Raw genomic sequence first — 20,958 nt, 5'->3', positions numbered from 1 at the left:
AAAAGAGAAGCCATCTCCAGCTGATACAGCTGTAGACGGCTTCTCTCTTTTTTTAGTCTGGTTTGATAATCTCTACGGCATCTTTGCCGTCGATTTCCTTCATAGATACTTTAACCTGCTCGGATTTTGATGTGGGGATATTCTTTCCGATATAATCAGCTTTGATCGGAATTTCTCTGTGCCCTCTGTCTGTTAGAGAAGCAACCATGATTTTTTCGGGACGGCCCAGGTCGATCACAGCATCCATTGCCGCTCGAATCGTACGTCCTGTATAAATGACATCATCGACCAGGATTACTACTTTTCCTTTAACAGAAACAGGGAAAATTTGGCCTTTTACTTCAGGATCATCCACTTCTTCGGGAAAATGACGGTCATCACGGTAGAGGGTGATGTCAAGTTCACCAACTGGTATGTTCTGACCTTCTATTTCAGAAATTTTAGAGGCAATTCTGTTGGCAATATAGACCCCTCTTGTTTTTATTCCGGCTAGAAGGACATTGTCTATCCCTTTATTTCGCTCGATGATCTCGTAGGAAATTCGTGTAAGCGCCCTGTTCAAGGCCACTTCATCTAAAATTGATACGACTTTTGACATGAATAGTCTCCTTTCGGTTACAGTCTTCTGATGTAATCAAGTGTTTGTTCAAATGATTCTGGCAGTGGAGCTGAAAACGATAGTCTTTCTCCCGACGTTGGATGGACAAACTGTAAAGAGGCAGCATGCAGGAACTGTCCTGGTCCTTCAAGTGTTTTTCTTGGTCCGTACAGTGGATCACCAGCCATTCGGAATCCGATATATTCAAGATGAACACGGATTTGGTGCGTGCGCCCTGTTTCCAGGTTCAGTTTTAATAGAGTATAGTCATTGAACCGTTCGATCACTTCAAAATGAGTTACAGATGGTTTTCCATTTTCGACAACTTTATATTTTTTACGATTTTTAGGGTCGCGTCCGATCGGAGCATCGATCGTTCCACGGTCATTTTGAATGACCCCATGGACGAGCCCGATGTATTCACGTCCGGCAGTCTTATCTTGAAGCTGTTCAGCCAGTTTTTCGTGAGCCACATCATTTTTAGCGACCATCAGAAGGCCAGATGTATCCTTGTCGATTCGGTGGACAATACCGGGTCTAATCTTTCCATTGATTCCTGATAAGTCTTTAATATGATAGAGCAAAGCATTGACCAGAGTACCACTTTCATGCCCCAGAGATGGATGAACCACCATTCCCTGAGGTTTGTTGATAACAACGACATCTTTATCCTCATACACGATATCGATCGCTATGTCTTCTGGCTGTGCATCGATCTCTACAGGTTCAGGAATGGATAGTGCAATAACATCGTCCTGCTGCAATTTATAATTTGCTTTTGACGGTTCACTGTTCACGGTAACCTGTTCATCCTTGATCCATCCTTGGATTTGAGATCTTGAATGATCCGGCAGCTGATCAGCCAGAAACTTATCCAGTCGTCCTGATTCATTTTTAATAGTAAAGGTGTAGCTTTCTGTCATTCTATTGTCCAACTTTCTTCTTGTGATTTCTAATCTCGTCTATAACAAGGTAAACGATCATCAGTCCAACTCCTACCGATAAAGCAATATCTGCTATATTAAAGATCGGAAAATTGATGAAGTCAAGTTTGATCATATCAACAACATACTGGTGAATCAGTCGGTCGATGAAATTTCCAATTGCGCCTCCAAGTATTATACTGAGCGATAAGCCGATAAGTATATCTTGCTTGCCTAACGTATGCAGATAATAAATGACGACACCTACAACGACAACCGTAACGATGTAAAAGAACAGCATCTGGCCCTCAAGTATACTCCAGGCTGCTCCCGTATTGCGATGATGAGTAAACGACAGGACATTTGGTATCCATTCTATTGTTTCTCTATATGGAATAGTTGAAACAGTCAAATACTTGGTTAGTTGGTCCAGTCCGATGATCAGAACTGCCAAAGTGTAATAAAGTATCATAAAATCCTCTTTTCTTTAGTAGACTCTCTCATATTGTACAATATTTTTGCGATGAAACCTACCTTTACTGAAAGATTCTCTCAATCCCTTACTTCATCAAAGAAACAAAATAACTCGATTACACCCATCATAGTTTAATTAGATAAAGAAGTCTGATATACTCGAAAAGTAACAGTTTATATATAAACCACAAAGGAGATCACTACATGATTCGAAAGCGATGGACATACTTAGCAGTCAGCTCAACGGCCTTACTTTTAGCTGGGTGCGATGATGGAGAGAACTTAGAAGATATGCAGGAGGCCACACAGGAACTGGACCGATTAAGAACAGAGACTGCGGATGAACTGAATCATTTATATGATCTGGAAACTGATCTGCAGAATAGCTTCAGTGAAACACTTGAATCGGATGATGAATTAACTACTTTAGGTGATGGCTCTTCCCCGGTATTCGAAAATATTGAATCCAGAGAAGCTGTGCTGGAAAACATAGCAGCACATGAAGAAGAAATGAGCGAACACCAGTCAACGCTCGATACTTATGAAGGTGAACTGCTGGATCAATCAGAAATCGATGCAGTTATGTCTGACGTCGATACTTTTACTGATCAGCTCAGCCAGTATAGAGAAAATTACCAGGCTACCCTCTCTTCACAGGACAACTATTTCGTCAGTTTATCTGAAAATGGCGCGACTTATGAAGACTTCGTCGACGGCATTCAATCAATTAATGACGAACGTGACGAACTTAGAGAATACCTGCTCGTACTTGACGAGACACTGGTAGACTTTGGTGAAAGTTTAGACCAGCTGCAGACATCTATTGATAACCAATTGACTGAGGATGAATAAGGAGAAGAAGACTATGAAACGAACATTAGCTACTCTATTTTTAGCCTCATCTCTTATATTGACTGCCTGTGATACCTCAGATGCAGAATACGATACAGATGAGCAGACAGAGCCCATTGAAGACAATTCCGATGATACGAGTGAAGGTTCGGCCGATATGAATGAAGATAACGACACTAATGAAGACACAGATGATGAAGACGAGTTAATAGATGAACCTGAAGAGTCTTCATATCTTTACGAAGTCAACGAAAATGACATAGCTACAATTCAAGTGATCGAAGGCGAAGAAGCAAATGAACGTGTCGCCCTCCTTACTTATGATGATGCACCGGATAATTACGCCGTGGACATTGCTGAAGTGCTTGTAGAAAACGACGCGCCTGCGATTTTCTTCGTTAACGGCATGTTTATCGAAAGTGAAGAAGGTCAGGCTATGCTAAGAGAAATTCACGAGATGGGGTTTGCCATTGGGAACCATACGCATACCCATCAGAGTCTTCCTTCCTTGAGTGAAGAGGAACAAACTGAAGAAATTATGAAGACAAGTGACCTGATTGAAGAAATCATCGGAGAGCGTCCCCGCTTCTTCAGAGCACCCTTCGGTCAGAACACTGATCATGTCAAGGAACTGGTTAAAGAAGACGGCATGGTCCTTATGAACTGGACCTATGGTTATGACTGGGAATCCGGATATATGGAAGCTGAGCCGCTGGCTGATATCATGGTCAATACTGAACTGCTCAGACCAGGAGCCAATCTGCTTATGCATGACCGTAGCTGGACCCTTGAAGCCACACCTCAAATCATTGAAGGATTACGTGAAAAAGAGTATGAACTTGTTGATCCTGACCTGATCCGGTCCGTTACTCCTGAACAATCAGAAAGCGAGGAAACAGATTAATGAAACAGACTACAAAAAAACAGTTATTTTATTCTGCAGCTGCACTAGCAGTCGCTTCACTTTTCCCTTCAGTTGTTTCAGCGGATGAGGAAGATACAGTTGAGCAACCGGAAGACATCGAGACTGCTTACTTGAACTATACGCAGGAGCCTCTACTTTCTGTACCGGAAAGTTTCCCCCAACAGTTTAAATTTGACAGCGGAGTAAACATTGACTATCCAGAAGACGGCGTAAAAGGCATTTTTGTTACTGCACATTCTGCAGGCGGATCCAGACTGGAATCCCTGACCGAACTGCTCAACACAACAGAACTTAACAGTATGGTCATTGATGTTAAAGACGATTATGGTGACATTGTCATGCCGATCGAATCCGAACATGACTATATCAACCAGTTTACAAATAATATTGTTGAAGCCGAACCGCTGATGGAGCATTTAGAAGAAAATGATATTTATCCGATTGCACGTATTGTTGTATTTAAAGATTCCAGATTAGCCAACGAACGTCCTGATTTGTCATTTACTGAGGATGACGGGTCAGTATGGGCCAATCGACGCGGCGAAAGCTTCGTCAATCCATATGAACGAGAAGTCTGGGAATACAATGTTGAAGTAGCCCGTCAGGCAGCGAAGCTTGGATTTAAAGACATTCAGTTCGACTATGTCCGCTTCCCTGAAGGATTCGAATACCGTGATGAAGACCTGAACTATTCTCGTGGCGACTATGAAGAAAGTGATTTGGATAATGTCAAGCAGCGTGTCGATGCTGTAACTGAATTTGTAGCATACGCTCGTCGTGAGCTTCAGCCTTATGATGTCGATGTATCTGTTGATATCTTCGGCTATGCAGCAACACGAGAAGAAACACCTGGAATCGGTCAGAACTTTTCAAGAATTTCTGAAAACGTCGACGTGATTTCTTCGATGATTTACCCTAGTCACTGGGGTGCAGGATCATTAGGTATTGAGCGCCCAGATCTTGAGCCGTATAATGTCATCGCAAACTACATGGAACTCGAAAACGAAATCCTTGACAACCTGGGTGACCAGGCTCCTATCTCCCGTCCTTGGATTCAGGACTTTACAGCTTCTTATCTAGGCTCAGGATGGTATATGAATTATGGCGCTGAAGAAGTCAGCGAACAGGTCCGTGCCTTGAACGAACATGGTGTGAATGAATTCCTATTATGGAATGCCGGCAACCGATATTCTGAGGGTGCTACCTACAGTTTTGATTAAGAGATGAAAAATTGAAAAACCTCTCGTTGTTGTTCGAATATGAACGACTTCGGGAGGTTTTTTTATGAGTAAGCTTTATTGGTTGTATGAGTTCCGGCAATAAGATGAATATCTCCACCGAGTTCCGGCGCAATCGACTAGGCTGCTGCACTCAAAAGAATTTCTGCGTCTCGTAAAGAAGCAATCACATTAACCTTCTCCTATCGTCTACTCTGTATAAGCCGCGTGCCTCTAAAAAACACTATAATAAAAAGCAGCTGATTCAGCTGCTTTCCCTTTAGTCATAATCCTTCACTACTCCACTTGAATCGTCTGGCCATTATCCAGAAGAATCAAGTATGTCTCGAGTACAGGTTTCCTCAGTATCGATTCCAGCGCCTGCTTGTACGTCATAAGCTGGCCTCTATATTTCTTGAGCATTTCCTCTTCAGCTCGATCCTGGAAGCGTTCAACATTGTCTGTCTTATAGTCAAAGAGGATGAGGCCTTCTTCCCCTTCAATATAGCCGTCGATGATTCCGTGAATCAGCACGTTGTCGTCCACAGCCTGCATATCCTGGAAAATATCGCTAGCTTCCAGCAGGAGTGAAAACGGGACTTCTCTTTTCATAGTCGAGACATGACTTAATATAAAGCGACCGAAATCTGTCTGGAAAAATCGGTCGATTTTTTCTACAGGTATTAGCTCAGCAATATCTTCAGTGATGACTTTTTCAGAAGCAAGTTTATTTACCTCAGCTTTAATATCATCAGCAGTGAGCGATTCATTCAAGTCGATAGCCTGCAGCACCAGGTGAGTTGCTTTACCGATTTCTGCTCCGCTCGGTTTCAATACCTCCTGAAGAAACTTAGGGCGCTCCAGTTCATCTTCTACGTACCTGTTGGACTGTCGAGGATTGGTTACATCGATTTTAACCATCTGCCCATCATCCGGTTCTTCAAACATGCGTTTTATCTCCGACACGGACTGATAACTGGTGGTCTGAGTAGCCAGCTCATACGGATACTCATGAGCCATAAGACTAAGGGCCTGCGATACAGCTGCTTTCACTGACTCGTTATTTGACTCACTCATCTTCCCTTGCTTCAAATCCTCATACCAGTTACTGCTTTCTTCATTCTGATAGCTGATCAGATGCTCTTCGAGTTCAGTAGACTGGTAAAATGAGACAGTAAACGACGTATCATATGTGTGGACCCATCTGTTCTGGGACTTGATCTCGCTTTCTGATTCCATATTCTGGTGTCTGATCAGGCATTGACCGATCCAGTCCATGAAATGTTGGGAATCCAGCCTCAACGCTGACGGCAGAACCGTTTGAGCATGCCCACTGACTTTGTTCCATTTGCTGATAGCCGTTTCCTTATTCTTATAGGATCCAACCAGGAAAAGTTTCTGTTCAGCCCGTGTTAATGCTACATATAAGACTCGCATCTGTTCAGATAATATCCGGTTCTTTTTCTGCATTTTCAGAACGGTTTCCGGCAGAGTCGGTGTTTTGATCCGGTTCGTGACGTCGATATACTCTGAGCCGACACCATATTCTTCATCAAGCACAGTTGATCCTCTAATATCCGTCAGGTTGAAACGCTTGGACATATCCATAACGAAGACGATCGGGAATTCAAGTCCTTTACTGGCATGGATCGTCATGACTCTGACCGCATCCTCTCCGTCAGTTACAGCTGATGGCTCCGCTAAATCTTTATCCTTTTTCTGCATCTTTTCGATAAATCGGATAAACTGGAACAAGCCCTTAAATGATGTCTTTTCATATGAAGCTGCTCGTTCGTACAGTGCATGGAGATTAGCTTTTCTCTGTCTGCCCGAACTCATACCTCCAACATAATGCAGAAAGCCGGTGTCTTCATAAATCATCCAGATCAGTTCGACCAGTGATTTACGTTTTGACTGAGTCCGCCAGTGTTCGAGTTGCTGATAAAACTGAGACAATTTCTCCTGCAGTTTAATATTTCGTTCGTCTTGCCAGTTTGTCCGACTGACAAATGCCAGCAGCGCTTCAAAATAGGTACCCTGCTTATCTTCAATCCGGATACGTGCCATGTCGACCTCATTCAGTCCAACTATAGGTGAACGCAGAACTGCAGCAAGCGGAATATCCTGTCTCGGATTATCAATGATCTTAAGCAGTGACATCATGATTGCTATCTCAGTGGTCTGGAAATAGTTCTGCGTATCATTGACAGCTGTCGGAATCTGAAGCTGTTTAAAGATATCCTGAATATCAATATTATTTTTCTTGGTTGGTGTAAGAAGCACAATATCCTTGAACTGCACAGGCCGGTTGTCCTTCAGCTCTTTATCATAAACCTCATATCCGGCGGCGACCATTTCAAGAATTTTATCTGCAACCATGTATATTTCGCCTTTGGTCTTCGTGTTCATCTGAAACGTAACACTATCGCTTTCCAGTGAATCATTGTCTTCTTCAACGTCCTCTTCTTCCGTTTCATATATCAGAACATCGGTAGAGAAGCGATCCGAGTCCGGAAAGGCAGTGTACCCGTTGATCAGTTTAGCCGACTCATCATAGGCCAGTTCGCCCACTTTTTTGTCCATCAGCTGTTCAAAAATGAAATTGGTAAACTGAAGCACATCCGGACGTGAGCGGAAATTTTCAGCTAATATGATCCGGTCCCCATCCTGACTTTTTTCATATCGTTCGTATTTCTCAATGAAAAGACTAGGATCAGCCAGTCTGAAAGAGTAGATGGACTGCTTGACATCTCCCACCATGAACTGATTTCCGATAGCATCAGATGAACGCGTCAGCCATTTCAGAATCGTTTCCTGAATCAGGTTGATATCCTGGTACTCATCGACCATCACTTCGGCAAACTGTCTGCGGTAATGCCTGGAGGCTTCTGAAGGTACAGCCTGTCCCTCAGCAGTGTCTATCAGAATGGCCAGGGTCAGATGCTCCAGATCATTGAAGTCCAGCACTTTTCTGTCTGCTTTGTGCTGCTGGTAGCGTTCGTAAAACAGGACAGCCACACGAGACAGTTCTTCAACCAGCCCTTTTACTGCACTCATCGTTTCTGCCTGTTCATCGGGTGATAAAAGGAAATAACTGTCTTTCAAGGAAACGACGAAGGCTTTGGCTTTATCTCGGAAGCTTTTCATTTCCTTAGCCGCTTCCTTAACTTCATCAGGTGAATTTTTGCCTGGATTTTTCCATCTAGGGAATATGGGGCCATTCAGTAAACTGTATACATCGTTGAGACGGTCTTCATGGACCGCCTGCTCAGCCAGCTCGACCAGCTTCAGATCATTTACGAGCAGTTCAACCGTCTTATCTAGGGACGGATCGCCATTGCTCATCTGATGAGCATCGCTTAGAAGCTCCTTAGCTGTGTCCAATGTATCCAGAATGGCCGGCTTGGCTAATTCCTGAAAAATGGTACTGCTGGCCAGGTCTCCCCCTTCAGTATCGTATCGACTGGACAAGTCTGACAGCCAAGCTTTGGAATCGGTCTTGGACCGCGAAAAATCGTAAAGTTTGAAGATAAGATCAGTCAGCCCGTCATCACTGCGGTCGTTTGAGTAAGCCTGAGCTAGCCCTTCAAATAACGTATCTTCTTCTCCGTATAGTTCCTCTCTAAGCTCCTCCCAGACATCTTCTTTCATGAGAGCAATCTCTGTATCGTCCGTCAGTAGTCGAAAGACTGGATCGAAATCGATCAGATAATAGTAGCGTTTTATCACTTTCAGACAGAATGAATGCAAGGTTGAAATGTCGGCATGACCTAAAAGGGGGATCTGACGAACTAGATGCTGCTTTTTCTTAGGATCGGTTTCAGAGTTAATTTCTTTTTGAATGGCTTTCTGGATCCGTTCTTTCATTTCTCTTGCTGCGGCATTAGTATACGTCACGACAAGCAGTTCATTGATGTCCGTAAAGTTCTTGATCTTTTCAATGACTCGCTGCACAAGGACGGTCGTTTTTCCGGACCCTGCAGAAGCAGAGACCAGGATATTCTTACCTTCGTCATAAATTGCCTGCCACTGATGGTCTGTAAATTGTGCATCAACGGGCTTTGATGGAATAGTTGCCATTAGTTGTCATCTGCTCCTCTCTCGCTTAAGTCCAGGTATTTAGATTTTAATTTATCGATCAGATCGGACTGATCACTGATGGATTCAAGTTCTCTGTACTGATTCTGTCCGTTAGGAAGAAGGACATCAAATTGGGAAACAGGCTGATAGATCCCTCTAACAGAAGGTGTAAATTCTTTCTTATCGTAAATGGGCGACAAGGCGTTTTCACCTGATAAAATCCGGTTTCCTGCTTCTCTGATTTTCTCTCTATTGTGTCTGAACAGCAGATCTAAATCATCCATCGTGATCAGTTTCCCTTTAATCTGGTCTCTTGTTTTGACATACTCAAGAGGATAGACCAGAGAATATTTGTTTTCAGGTAAAGTCAGATCCAGTTTTTCAACCAGCTCGTCCTCATTCAGAATGATTCCGTCCATTTTAAATGACTTCAGCCAGACATCCAGCCAGTCTTTTTTCAGCAGATCACTGGCTTTAAGCATTGGATTATTGACATGCGCATAAAACGCACCCGCTGGCTTGGCTTTTTTACCGAAAATATCTTCTGAATAATGAACAGCTGTGTCCAGGTAAGTCAGCATCTGCATCATCAGCCCGTGATAGATTTCATCGAACTTCAGTGCTTTTCTGCTGGATTTGTAATCCACGATACTTAAATACAACTCATTGTCCAGTTCCAGTGCATCAAGCCGGTCGATTTTTCCACGGACATAAAGATTCCCTCCAGTATTGAGTGGAAAATTAAGGCCCGGTACCCCTTCTCGACTCCCCAGTCGTCCAAATAGGACCTCTGACTTTCTTGGTCTCATCTGTGTCCGTCTGGTCTGGTTAGACAAGGCCTTGACCATCTGCTGAATCGTCCGGCTCAATTGTTTCCGTATGAACTTCATGCGATTAGACATGGATAGCAGTTTGAACTTGTTATTCTGATACAGTTCCTGAAGGACCTCTTCCGTCACAGACTCCAGTTCATCTTCGTTCAGCTGATCAAAGGACAAATTACTGGAAATAATTGCCCTGAAAATACTGTCCAGAGCGTCATGGAAAAATGTTCCCGTTTCTGCCGGAGTCAGCTCCTGGACAGCCCGTTCCCGCAGTTTCAATCCGTACTGAAGAAAGTGACTGTACGGATCCAGATAAAAACTTTCCAGCTGTGACACAGAAAGATACAGATCTTTCCCGTAAAGTTCTTCAGCCAGTTCAGGTGACAGGCGTCGAGGAATATTTCTGTATTCCAGACTCTTTAAAATATTCTTCTCAACTTCGTTAGACTGTTTCTGAAGTTTCTGAAATAAAATAGTCCAGAAAATAGGCGGATTATTCTTATGATCCAGACGGTCTCTTAAAATAGTCACGAGCTGACCGATCGTCTGTCGCCTCGATCCGACAAAGGAAAGAGATAAATCAGTTGAATCATCAGTGACTGCCCCCGCATCGGTGTATTTTCGGTTAATCGGTATATCAAGCTGCCGGTTGAGCCGTTCGACATAAGGGCTCAATCGATTGTCACCAGATCCGTCATTCTTCACCGGATAACTTAGAATCAGTTTGTCCGAAGCATTAAGAAAGGCAAGATAGGCAGTAAAAGGTTCGTTAGCCAGTCTTCCCGCAGTAGACGGCATGAGAAACTTGTCGTCCGGTAGAAAGACACCCAGTTGTTCTCTATCTTCATCTGTAAGTATAGAGTCATTTTCAGTATTCATGGGCAGTTGTGTATCGGTCATTCCCATTATAACTACTAGTTTTTTACAGTTCAGTCGAGATTTGTCAAATTGAGTGAACATAACCTGGTCGATGCTTGGAGGGACTATGCTGTATGTGGCCTGTTCGAATCCAGTTTCCAGAATTGAAAGAAAGGTATCGACTTCCCAGGTCTCATCACCAAGCACATCGACGAACTCATCGAGTAGCTGAATGAAGGTCTGCCAGACTTGTTCGTGTTTTCTGGCATCTTCAAGATCCCCGTCTTCAAGTGCCTGATCCCGCCAGTATAACAATTGAGCATCGATTCTGTGACGTTCCAGAAACTGATAGATAAGACGCACAGCCTCTCGGTTCGTACCAACTCTGTCTAATTGTTTGAAAAATGGAAGAAATGCTGAACGAACGATTGAACGCGCCTGATTTGCCTGTTCCTGCATCCGTTTGTCTGCATCCAGCTGATCATCCATTTCCTCCAGGTGAAAACGTGCATAGATCCAGTCATCATCTCTTACCCAGTCATTACCTTCGTACCCATAAGCGAGCATGACATTTTCAAGAGTATCGACAGATTTGCGCCAGCTTTCTGCTCTGGAAGACCAGAAAGATAAACGCTCATTTTTTTCTTTAGGAATAATCCGTTCATCCTCAAGAGGAATGAACAGTTCAGTTTTAAGAAATCGCATGACATCTTCATAGCGGTAATGCCGTTTATAGATATTGACCAAACTTTGTATACATTCCACCAGTGCATGATTGGACATCTTATCTGCTTCGTCTATAAACAAAGGAATATCATTTTCTGCAAAGGTAGAATCCATTAACATTTTGTAGTCGTCGAGAGTTCTAGCAATGACGAGTATGTCCTTATAACGGTGATTGCCTTCAGCAACTATTTTTTTAATTGTAGTTGCTGTATGCAACACCTCGGCTTGCCTTGATTCTGCTTCTCTTATTTCTATACAACTGCTATAGTCAGTCGGCCGGCCGGGTTGAGCCTTAGGTGACAGGTCGAAACTGCTTACCCAATAGTCTTCAAAGTTCTGAAGTGCATCACAACGTTCTTTGTTGTTGTCATTTACAACTGTGTCATTCAACACTGGAAGGCGACGATTTCTAGCTTCCTGGTACAACCTGAAATAAGTCATTCCAGTCTGATAAAAAAAGTCAGTCATCTCAGGGGGCTCTACTGCGTGCTTTTTATCTAGAACTAAAGAGACTTTCACATCTTTTGCGTTTTCGACCATTTGCAGAACGAGCTCCTGTTCCTGAGCTGAAAAGCGATGAAAATTGTCAATGATGATATGGGTGTGACTAAGATCTCTTGTTTTAACTTCCTCTATCAGTGCTTCAAGTACATCTTCCTTTTCAATATACTTTCCTTCCAGGTGGGAGAGAAAGGAATCGTACAGAATAGTAATGTCTTTGAGCTTAAGTAAGAAGTCTCTTGTTCCTGGCTCATCTTCAAAAAGCTGACTGCTGATGTCAGTCAGATCTTTTGGCATGACTCGGGCATTCCTCAGTTCCATAAACAGTTCAGTCGTTTTCTCTACAAAGCCCTGCTGCTGACTTTCTCCTCTGAATATGGTCAGCGCTTCCTCATTTTCTCTTAAAAGTCGGCGCATCAGCATGGTCAGTCCTGTTTCAGTAAGCTGAGAATGACTGTATAAGGCCGTATCCTGGAGAAAGTACCAGGCTAGACGACTGAAACTGAACACTTGCAGATTGATCATTCCTGCCAGATGACGATCGTTATCTGGCTGACTGTCTTTAACTCGATCCAGTATAGCCATTTCCGATTCAAATTTCATATGATCCGGGACGAGGTAGAAAACTTGTGCGTCTTTGTCCTCCATCCAGTTCATCATCTGGTCGAACAATATTTTTTTCTTATCCCTCTGCAGTCTGCTCAAAATAAATTGAAGACCCATTCGTGTGCTCCTCTCTTTTAATATATTTAATTGAATTAAAGTTAAGAAGAAAGGAAAGAAAGACCGGTTAAGTCTTCTTCCCTTTTCTTTTTATTCTGCTGCAGCCAGCTTTGCGATTTCAATCAATACATCAGTAGCTTTAATCATGCTCTCTACAGCTACGAATTCATAACGCCCGTGGAAATTCTCTCCACCAGCAAAAATATTAGGAGTTGGTAAACCCATGAATGAAATCTTTGATCCGTCTGTTCCGCCTCGGATAGGTTTGACGATAGGACTGATTCCTAAATTATTCATTGCTTTATCAGCTAGTTCAACGGGTCTCATGTCTTTTTCAATGACTTCGCGCATGTTGTAGTATTGATCTTTCATTTCAACAGAGACACGCTCTTCATCAAATGCTTCATTCAGCTTAGAAGCAACAGCTAACATCTGTTCTTTTTTAGATTCAAAAGCTTCCCGGTCATGATCTCGTATAATATACTGCATCATAGCCTCGTCTACTGTCCCAGTGATTTCAAGAAGATGGAAGAACCCTTCTCTGCCATCAGTTCTTTCAGGCACTTCGTTTTCAGGTAATGCCTGATCAAAAGATACGGCTAGTTTAAGTGCATTGATCATCTTGTCTTTAGCAGTTCCCGGGTGGACATTTTTTCCTTTGATTTTAATTTTCGCACCAGCAGCGTTGAAACTCTCATACTCAAGCTCTCCAACAGGCCCGCCGTCTATCGTGTAAGCAAAATCTGCTCCAAAGTGGTCGACATCGAACCGGTCAGCTCCCACACCGATTTCTTCATCAGGTCCGAAAGCCACACGAATTTTCCCATGTTTGATCGTGGGATTGGCAATAAAGTACTCAACCATACTCATGATTTCAACAATACCAGACTTGTCGTCCGATCCAAGTAATGTCGTTCCGTCCGTAGTGATCAGAGTCTGTCCGATATAGTTTTTTAAATTTGGAAAATCATCCGGAGACAGGCGGATTCCCTGCTCTTCGTTGAGTAGGATCGTTTCTCCATCGTAGTTTTCTACGATCTGCGGATCAATATTTTCTGAATTGAAGTCAGCCGTGTCCATATGAGCAATAAAGCCGATGACTGGTCCTGTATCTTCAGCATTCGCAGGCAATGTAGCCGTAACGAATCCATTTGCATCATTGTATTCCACGTCGCTCATCCCGATTTCTTTAAGGTCAGTCATCAGTACACGAGCAAAATCCACTTGTTTCTTAGTAGAAGGTACTGAAATGGAATCAGCATCTGAACGTGTATCGATTTTTACATAAGTTAGAAAACGGTCCATTAAATTGTTGTACATAGTCATCCCATCCTTTTAATTTGAGTAAGTAAAGACATCCGTTTGTGTCGCGGTCTGTAGTATAGTCAGATCCCAGTTGTTCGACTCTTTCAGCTGTTCAAAGAATCCGGCCAGTTTCGGTACACAGATTGCTTCCATATAATGACCCGCATCAATGAAATCCAGTCCGTCTCTCAGCATATCCTGTGCTCCGTGGTAGGAAATGTCTCCAGTGATGAAGAGAGTCGCTCCACTGGACAGTGCTTCTTTATAGTACTTTTCTCCGGATCCGCCAAATATAGCTACCTTCTCATGTGTGCGTTCAGGATCGTTTGAGCCGAAACGCACGCCATCTACTGAGAAAAGTGTCTTGATCCGAGCTGCCAGCTCGTCGGTTGTTTCAGGTTTTTCCAGCTTGCCGGCCCGACCGAATCCGAATGTATCCGTCTGATTATCGAGTGTAAACAGATCGAAGACTGGTTCTTCATAAGGATGGTTCGCTTTCAGTGCTTCAATGACCGGATAAACAGAAGAGTTCTTCAAAAGCATTTCGATACGCTGTTCATGTATCACTTCTTCTTTTCCGATTTCACCTTCAGCTGGATCCGCGCCTTCCTGAGGCGTAAAACGGCCATGGCCTTCTAAAGTATAAGATACATCTTTGTAATCCCCTACTTCTCCAGCTCCTGCTGAATGGAGAGCCTCTCTGACCTTGTCAGCTGCATAATCGGGGACATAGACCGCCAGTTTCTTATAGCCTTCTTCAGTACTTACTGAGACAATCTGACGGTCATCCTGTCTGATGCCTATGCTGTCAGCCAGCCAGTCGTTCATTCCGCCTTCTGCCGCATCAAGGTTTGTATGGGCAGAGTATACTGCAATATCTGATTTGATCAGGTCAAGAAACTCCCGAGTTCTGGAGTCTTCATCAGTCAGTTTTTTTAAAGGCTTGAAGATCGCGGGGTGATGCGTGATGATAAGATCCGCCTGCTTATCTTTTGCTTCCTGAATCGTATCCTTGTCCACATCCAGAGCTATCAGAACAGTCTTGACCAGTTTGTTTTTAGAACCAAAGGATAAGCCGATTGGGTCCCATCCTTCAGCAAGTGAAGGTGGTGCGAGCTGGTCAAGTGCAGTTGTCAGATCGCTCACTGTTACATCTGTCATTCGATCATCTCCTTAATCAGTTTAATTTCTTCTTTCAGTGAAGCCAGTTTTTCTTCATTAGGATGACTGGACTGTTCCATCTGACCGACGATGAACTCATTCGTATTCATCTGCTGGGTCCACTTTTTCTTGAACGTCTCAGATCGTTCCTTACCGATATATGGACCGAACAGTAAATCTTTTTTGGAATAAGTTACTGGAGTGTCAGACGGTACGGCTTTGATGATTTCATAAATCTTGTCATTTTCCTCAAGGATCGCTTCGTCTGTAATGCGGTACTGCTGTTCCATCAGATAACCTCTAACTGTTTCTTCAAACACATTCGGCTGCAGAATAAGGGTTTCCTCTCCAGTCAGCCTGTCATTATCCCGTCCTTTTTCAAGGATCGATCGGATCAGTGCACCACCCATTCCAGCTATAGTAACCGTATCGATTCGATCTTCGGGTTTTAACACCATTAGCCCATCATTCAGTCTGACTTCAACAATGTCTTCCAGACCGGTACGTCTGACTTCCTTGACGGCGTTGTTAAATGGCCCTTGAACAACCTCCCCTGCCACAGCAAAGTTGATTTTCCCCTGGTCTGCAAGATAACAGGGCAGATAAGCATGGTCAGACCCGATATCAGCCACTCTTGCCCCTTCTTCTACGTAATCGGCTACTTGCTTGAGCCGTTTTGATAATTGAACTGAATTCATATGTCACCTCTTTAAAGTCTTCCTGTCTATTTTACCAGTTTTTAGTAAAGATTGAAAAGTTTTGAAGAAATTAAACAGGAAGTTGCATAGAAAACCCCCGGATCACTTCATGTGCGTGTCCGGGGGTCATCTCATCATAGCTGTAGATCATCCATTGGGGTGATCTTTTTATTCAGTTTCTCGGTCAAATTCTCTTCCCTCAGTCAGTGGATCTTTCGCGGGCTGAGTGTCGCGATCGATATGAGTCTCTTCATTTGAAGACTGATAGTGGTCGACACTTTCGCCTTTAAAATTATTTACGGCCAGAACGATCTTCCCATCATTTAATGCATCCCGATAAGGATAGAGGACGTCACTGTCCTTATCATACCCTTCACGGGTCGATTCTTTTTCATGATTATAAGAATCAGACGTAAATGCATCCTTCATTTTGTCCCAAAGGTTTCGGTCATCAGCAAAATCCCCACGGTCAGCCCCGTCATTAGTAGATACATCCATTGCATCGTGGTCTCCTACTCCGGTCGCATCATTGGAGTAAAGAACGATATCCTGTTTCTGATACCCTTCATTCTTGAGCTGACTGACGACTTTCAATGCGTCATCCCGGTTGTCATAGGTGCCGATTACTGTTTGATTATTAATTTCCATTATATCCCCTCCTGAAAAATATTGGGCATAGATAAGCCCTCTATAGTCATTATATTAATAATCGAAAAAATAGACCAATAATAGCCCTTTTATGCTTCTTGTCATAATTGTCTGAACATTTGAAAGGTACAAAAAAGCAGCCTCTTCTACTCCGTTGAGTGTAGATAGAGGCTGCTTTTAATATAATATCTAATATATATCAGACTCGGATAATGCTTATTCTGAGTCTTCGTCTTCAGATTCACCGATAACTTCTGGTTCAGGCATATCTTCAGTTGTTTCAGTTGTTTCTTCTTCAACAGCTTCTGGAGCTGATACAGATACGACTGTCAGGCTGTCGTCAGTAAGCAATTCAGCTTCGTCTCCAACTTTGATGTCAGATACGTGAACAGTATCGCCGATTTCCAGTTCAGATACGTCTACAACATATTCTGAAGGCGCTTCTGCTGGAGCAATGTTGACTTCCAGTTCAGAAATTGACTGAGATACGATACCTTCTTTGATTTGTTCCTCACCGGAAATGTGAACCGGAATAGACATTGTAACTTTCTGTCCTTTAGTGAATGCGAGAAGATCAACGTGGTATACTTCTGGTTTAAGAGCAGCATTGTCCTGATCTTTTACGAATACCTGGTATGTGTCACCTTCAACATCGATATCGAATACACCGTTGTATCCTACTTCGCGGATTGTGTTTTCGAATTCTTTACGGTTGATCAGTACTGAGATTGTCTCAACTTCTTTTCCGTAGATTGCTGCAGGGATCTTGCCTTCGTTTCTCGCTTTTCTTGAAGCGGATGTTCCTGTTTCGGTACGTTTAACTGCTGATAATTTCATCTGATTTTCACCTTCCAAGATTATATTTTTAAGTAACTAGCATACGTCATTAACTGAACAAGCCAGAAATTAGTATAACAAAAATGTGACAGGAATGCAAAGAAAAGCGACAAGAACTTTCCCTTTACAGTCATAATTCGCTTCTCTCTGTCTTCTCATCACGTAATTATTACTCTAAAAAGTCTTTCAGTTGTTTTGAACGACTCGGGTGGCGAAGTTTTCTCAAAGCTTTGGCCTCGATCTGACGGATACGTTCTCTCGTTACGCCAAAGACTTTTCCGACATCTTCCAGTGTACGCTGACGTCCGTCGTCCAGACCGAAACGCAGACGCAGTACGTTTTCTTCACGGTCAGTCAGTGTGTCGAGTACATCTTCCAGCTCACTCTTCAATAGTTCGTAAGCTGCATTGTCAGACGGGCTGGTTGCATCATTATCTTCAATGAAATCGCCCAGATGTGAATCATCTTCCTCACCGATCGGCGTTTCCAGAGAGACTGGCTCCTGTGAGATTTTAAGAATGTCGCGTACTTTTTCAGTAGGCAAGTCCATTTCAGCACCGATCTCCTCGGGTGTCGGTTCTCTTCCCAGGTCCTGAAGCAGCTGACGCTGAATACGAACAAGCTTGTTGATGGTTTCGACCATGTGGACCGGAATACGGATCGTGCGAGCCTGGTCGGCAATTGCACGAGTAATAGCTTGACGTATCCACCATGTCGCATACGTAGAGAATTTGAACCCTTTTTCATAGTCAAACTTCTCTACAGCTTTCATAAGTCCCATGTTCCCTTCCTGAATCAGGTCTAGGAAACTCATGCCTCGTCCAACATAACGTTTGGCAATGGATACAACCAGTCTCAAGTTGGCCTCAGCCAGCTCCTGCTTGGCGATCGTGTCGCCTTCTTCGATACGTTTGGCTAGCGCAATCTCTTCTTTAGCACTAAGCAAGTCTACACGCCCGATTTCTTTCAAGTACATACGGACAGGGTCATTAATTTTTACTCCAGGAGGGGCAATCATTTCTTCTTTCTTAGCTTCTTCAGCCGCATCTTCTTCTTTGTTCAGCTGTTTAGCCAGTGGGTTTCCATCTTCATCGACCACGCCGATTCCTTCATCTTCAAACTTCTGGATCAGATCTTCCATCTGTTCTTTCTCAAGTTCAAAAGGTTCTGCAAGCTTGTCCGTCAGTTCAACATAGGACACTGTCTGCTCTTTTTTCTTCTTGATTTCCTTGATAAACTGGACAACCGCAAGTTCATATTTTTCTTCAGGCTGTTTTGTAGATTTTTTATTAGATTTTGCCATATACTGACATGCCTCCTGATTAATCGTTAATTACTTTTCATTTGTTTAATTATATTTATAATTTCAAAACTGAGTGCCTGCTGCTTCTGCTTATCCCCATTCCTTTCAGCCAGTTTTAACTCTTCTTTTTTTGACTGAAGTCTGGTTTCAAGCGGCTGCCTGTCACAGATAACAGACAAGTAGTCCTCGATCTCTCCACGAGCTATTTCATCACTCAGGGATATCCAGGCAATTTCTGATGCTTTACTTTTCAGACGTTCATCTGGAAGAAAGTCAAGAAACGACTGCAGTGACGTGTCTTCGTGCGAATGATGAAACTCATCATACATCAGATAGAGCACTTGATGATCCTGATCTGAAAATGACAGCTCTTTTTCCTGACTATTCAAGATTGTCCAGGTTTCGTCCAGAGTGAAAAGACGATGGAGAAGATTTTTTTCAGCCCGGGTCAGTGCTGTTTCTTTGGGCTGGTTCCGGTGAAGCACGATTGACTGGACCGGCTCCGGTGAAGGATCCCGTCTCGCCTCTTTGCGCTTTTCAGCCCGACGTTCATTCTGCTGTTCGATAACAAAGGTGTGCATCTGTTCCTTAAGTGTCTCCAGGGACAAATCGAATTCGTCCTGAAGTTGTTTAAGGTAAAGTTCCCGTTCAATTGCAGAAGTCACTCGAGCCAGTTCTTTCAACACGATCTCGATGTACTTCAGACGTTCACTTTCGTTTTTCAAATTAAGACCCTTGCGGTGGTAGGCCATAAGGAAACTCATCAAAGTATCTCGCCCATGTTTCAGAAAGTCCTGAAATGCTTCTATTCCTTTGGTCTGAATATAATCATCCGGATCCAATTTCTCAGGAAAAGTCGCTATCTCCATGGTGAAATGTGTGTCCCTGCTGATGAAATCTGTTGCCCGCTTTGTTGCTTCAAGTCCGGCGTCATCTCCATCATAAGCAATGACCACATGATCAGTCACTTTATCAAGTACTGAAATCTGTTCTTCTGTCAGACTAGTTCCCATCGACGCAATCCCGTTTTTAACTCCCGCCTGCCAGGCTGAAATGACATCCATAAATCCTTCAAAAAGGATGACCTCATTTTCTCGTCGGATCGATGCACGTGCTTTGTCGTAATTGAACAGTACGCGTCGTTTATTGAATAATTCTGTTTCCGGACTGTTCATATACTTGGCGGTCCGGTAATTGTCGGACTGCTCCATGAAGGCACGGCCTGAAAATGCGACTGTCTGGCCTTTTGCATTATTTATCGGGAAAAGAATCCGGTTTGAAAAGCGGTCAAGAAAAACCTCGTCATCCCGATCGGAAAAAAGGCCGGATTTTTTCAACAGCTCCGGATCATTCAATCCTTCATTATCGAGATATAGTTTCAGCGCTTCTCTTTTAGGAGGAGAGAACCCGATTTTGAAGGTCTCTATACTCTCTTTGGTCATTCCTCTATCAAGAAGGTAACGGTAGGCTTCTTCCCCCGTCTGAGTATTAACGAGCAGGTGATGATAAAAATACTCCGCTTTTTCATAGACAGCCAGTAATTTGGCCTGCATCGAATCCGGATTTGGAGCTGACTGTCTTGCCCGATCGATCAAAGTAAAATCAATCGGCACATCGGCCAGCTCTGCAGTTTTTCCTACTGCTTCGACAAAAGACAAGCCTTCCATTTCCTGGAGAAAGCTGAAGACATTCCCGCCTCTTCCACAGCTGAAGCAATGATAGATCTGCTTCTTCTCACTGACAGAAAACGAAGGTGTCTTGTCATCGTGGAACGGACAGGATGCAAAATAGTTCTGCCCTGACTTCCTTAACTGCAGATACTGGGAAATAATCTGGACGATATCAGTCTTTTCCCGTATGGATTGAATGGTTTCTTCTGGTATCCTGCTCACTAGCCATCCCCCTTCGACAAAAAGTCCTTTAAAGGATAGACACACTACCCCTATAATAATCAAACTTAAGTATACCAAAACAAAGTGAAATTGTAAATGTAAGCACGTTGTAAAAGGATAAATCAATCGTTTCCATTTCTGTTTTGTCAAGCAGAGATAAATAATAAAATTCTGCTTGTCTCATTTAAGAGGGTAAACTTATACAATGAATGTGATGTCATTATATGTATGCAAACTACATTCATATGGCTTGATAATGCAGTTTACATACGAATACATTGTCCGAAATGAACCCATTTCCAGACGAGTAAAGTCTATATCAGTCTTTCTTCACTAAACTACAGTCTCCTTTGATTAGAATAAAGTTTAGAGTTTGAAAATAACCTGAACTTTATTCTCTAGCCTATCACTTT

The 20,958-nt window shown here is 43.1% G+C and carries 15 protein-coding genes; 3 read left to right on the top strand and 12 right to left on the bottom strand.

Annotated elements, in window-relative coordinates; translation table 11 throughout:
* Positions 1–52 precede the first annotated feature (52 nt).
* The 3 genes from pyrR to lspA are packed head-to-tail and all read right to left on the bottom strand — an operon-like array spanning position 53 to position 1,993.
* Entirely contained in the window at positions 53–598 is a 546-nt protein-coding gene (pyrR, locus tag BMX79_RS07865; protein WP_091481198.1) for a bifunctional pyr operon transcriptional regulator/uracil phosphoribosyltransferase PyrR, read from the bottom strand.
* 17 nt (positions 599–615) lie between these two features.
* Complete coding sequence (locus BMX79_RS07860; RefSeq protein ID WP_091481195.1) at positions 616–1,521, bottom strand: RluA family pseudouridine synthase; 906 nt, start codon at positions 1,519–1,521, stop codon at positions 616–618.
* Position 1,522: 1 nt separating this feature from the next.
* The gene (gene lspA / locus BMX79_RS07855) at positions 1,523–1,993 is read right to left on the bottom strand and encodes a signal peptidase II (RefSeq protein WP_091481192.1); all 471 of its coding nucleotides are present in this window, start codon (positions 1,991–1,993) and stop codon (positions 1,523–1,525) included.
* Positions 1,994–2,199: 206 nt separating this feature from the next.
* On the opposite strand from lspA, the gene BMX79_RS07850 reads away from it, so the two are divergent.
* From BMX79_RS07850 to BMX79_RS07840, 3 genes are read left to right on the top strand one after another with little or no spacing between them, the layout of a single operon-like run.
* Complete coding sequence (locus BMX79_RS07850) at positions 2,200–2,847, top strand: YkyA family protein (RefSeq protein WP_091481190.1); 648 nt, start codon at positions 2,200–2,202, stop codon at positions 2,845–2,847.
* A 13-nt stretch (positions 2,848–2,860) separates the two neighbouring features.
* A complete protein-coding gene (locus BMX79_RS07845; protein WP_091481187.1) occupies positions 2,861–3,751 on the top strand; it encodes a polysaccharide deacetylase family protein in 891 nt (296 codons plus the stop codon).
* A complete protein-coding gene (locus tag BMX79_RS07840; RefSeq protein ID WP_091481185.1) occupies positions 3,751–4,992 on the top strand; it encodes a putative glycoside hydrolase in 1,242 nt (413 codons plus the stop codon). The genes BMX79_RS07845 and BMX79_RS07840 overlap by 1 nt, the downstream gene beginning before the upstream one ends.
* 294 nt (positions 4,993–5,286) lie before the next feature.
* Here BMX79_RS07840 and addA read toward each other — a convergent pair whose 3' ends face one another.
* The 9 genes from addA to dnaG form a co-directional block, all read right to left on the bottom strand.
* Positions 5,287–9,069: a helicase-exonuclease AddAB subunit AddA gene (gene addA, locus BMX79_RS07835; RefSeq protein WP_091481182.1), complete on the bottom strand. Its 3,783-nt coding sequence runs from the start codon at positions 9,067–9,069 to the stop codon at positions 5,287–5,289.
* A complete protein-coding gene (locus BMX79_RS07830; RefSeq protein ID WP_091481179.1) occupies positions 9,069–12,701 on the bottom strand; it encodes a PD-(D/E)XK nuclease family protein in 3,633 nt (1,210 codons plus the stop codon). Before BMX79_RS07830 ends, addA begins: the two co-directional genes overlap by 1 nt.
* 90 nt (positions 12,702–12,791) lie before the next feature.
* On the bottom strand, positions 12,792–14,021 hold the full coding sequence (gene pepT / locus BMX79_RS07825) for a peptidase T (protein ID WP_091481177.1): 1,230 nt from the start codon (positions 14,019–14,021) through the stop codon (positions 12,792–12,794).
* Positions 14,022–14,036: 15 nt separating this feature from the next.
* Positions 14,037–15,167, bottom strand: coding sequence for a Nif3-like dinuclear metal center hexameric protein (locus tag BMX79_RS07820; protein WP_091481174.1), 1,131 nt, complete (start codon positions 15,165–15,167; stop codon positions 14,037–14,039).
* Entirely contained in the window at positions 15,164–15,865 is a 702-nt protein-coding gene (locus BMX79_RS07815; protein WP_091481172.1) for a tRNA (adenine(22)-N(1))-methyltransferase, read from the bottom strand. Before BMX79_RS07815 ends, BMX79_RS07820 begins: the two co-directional genes overlap by 4 nt.
* Before the next feature lie 168 nt (positions 15,866–16,033).
* Complete coding sequence (locus BMX79_RS07810) at positions 16,034–16,513, bottom strand: general stress protein (protein ID WP_091481169.1); 480 nt, start codon at positions 16,511–16,513, stop codon at positions 16,034–16,036.
* 216 nt (positions 16,514–16,729) lie between these two features.
* The gene (locus BMX79_RS07805) at positions 16,730–17,350 is read right to left on the bottom strand and encodes a 50S ribosomal protein L25 (protein ID WP_091481166.1); all 621 of its coding nucleotides are present in this window, start codon (positions 17,348–17,350) and stop codon (positions 16,730–16,732) included.
* A gap of 169 nt (positions 17,351–17,519) precedes the next feature.
* Entirely contained in the window at positions 17,520–18,653 is a 1,134-nt protein-coding gene (gene rpoD / locus BMX79_RS07800; protein WP_091481164.1) for an RNA polymerase sigma factor RpoD, read from the bottom strand.
* A 26-nt stretch (positions 18,654–18,679) separates the two neighbouring features.
* Entirely contained in the window at positions 18,680–20,545 is a 1,866-nt protein-coding gene (gene dnaG, locus BMX79_RS07795; protein WP_246117658.1) for a DNA primase, read from the bottom strand.
* Positions 20,546–20,958 lie beyond the last annotated feature (413 nt).

Origin of the sequence: Alkalibacterium pelagium (assembly GCF_900109325.1) — a bacterium.
GTDB classification, from domain to species: domain Bacteria; phylum Bacillota; class Bacilli; order Lactobacillales; family Carnobacteriaceae_A; genus Alkalibacterium; species Alkalibacterium pelagium.
The sequence above is the reverse complement of the archived record's forward strand: the minus strand, read 5'-3'. Positions and strand labels throughout refer to the sequence as shown.

What these genes read in the sequence shown, in the direction of transcription:
- BMX79_RS07840 (WP_091481185.1), top strand. Translation starts at nt 3,751, where the DNA reads ATGAAACAGACTACAAAAAAACAGTTATTTTATTCTGCAGCTGCACTA.
- lspA (WP_091481192.1), bottom strand. Translation starts at nt 1,993, where the DNA reads ATGATACTTTATTACACTTTGGCAGTTCTGATCATCGGACTGGACCAA.
- BMX79_RS07810 (WP_091481169.1), bottom strand. Translation starts at nt 16,513, where the DNA reads ATGGAAATTAATAATCAAACAGTAATCGGCACCTATGACAACCGGGAT.
- BMX79_RS07815 (WP_091481172.1), bottom strand. Translation starts at nt 15,865, where the DNA reads ATGAATTCAGTTCAATTATCAAAACGGCTCAAGCAAGTAGCCGATTAC.
- BMX79_RS07820 (WP_091481174.1), bottom strand. Translation starts at nt 15,167, where the DNA reads ATGACAGATGTAACAGTGAGCGATCTGACAACTGCACTTGACCAGCTC.
- rpoD (WP_091481164.1), bottom strand. Translation starts at nt 18,653, where the DNA reads ATGGCAAAATCTAATAAAAAATCTACAAAACAGCCTGAAGAAAAATAT.
- addA (WP_091481182.1), bottom strand. Translation starts at nt 9,069, where the DNA reads ATGGCAACTATTCCATCAAAGCCCGTTGATGCACAATTTACAGACCAT.
- pyrR (WP_091481198.1), bottom strand. Translation starts at nt 598, where the DNA reads ATGTCAAAAGTCGTATCAATTTTAGATGAAGTGGCCTTGAACAGGGCG.
- BMX79_RS07850 (WP_091481190.1), top strand. Translation starts at nt 2,200, where the DNA reads ATGATTCGAAAGCGATGGACATACTTAGCAGTCAGCTCAACGGCCTTA.
- BMX79_RS07860 (WP_091481195.1), bottom strand. Translation starts at nt 1,521, where the DNA reads ATGACAGAAAGCTACACCTTTACTATTAAAAATGAATCAGGACGACTG.
- BMX79_RS07845 (WP_091481187.1), top strand. Translation starts at nt 2,861, where the DNA reads ATGAAACGAACATTAGCTACTCTATTTTTAGCCTCATCTCTTATATTG.
- BMX79_RS07805 (WP_091481166.1), bottom strand. Translation starts at nt 17,350, where the DNA reads ATGAAATTATCAGCAGTTAAACGTACCGAAACAGGAACATCCGCTTCA.
- BMX79_RS07830 (WP_091481179.1), bottom strand. Translation starts at nt 12,701, where the DNA reads ATGGGTCTTCAATTTATTTTGAGCAGACTGCAGAGGGATAAGAAAAAA.
- pepT (WP_091481177.1), bottom strand. Translation starts at nt 14,021, where the DNA reads ATGTACAACAATTTAATGGACCGTTTTCTAACTTATGTAAAAATCGAT.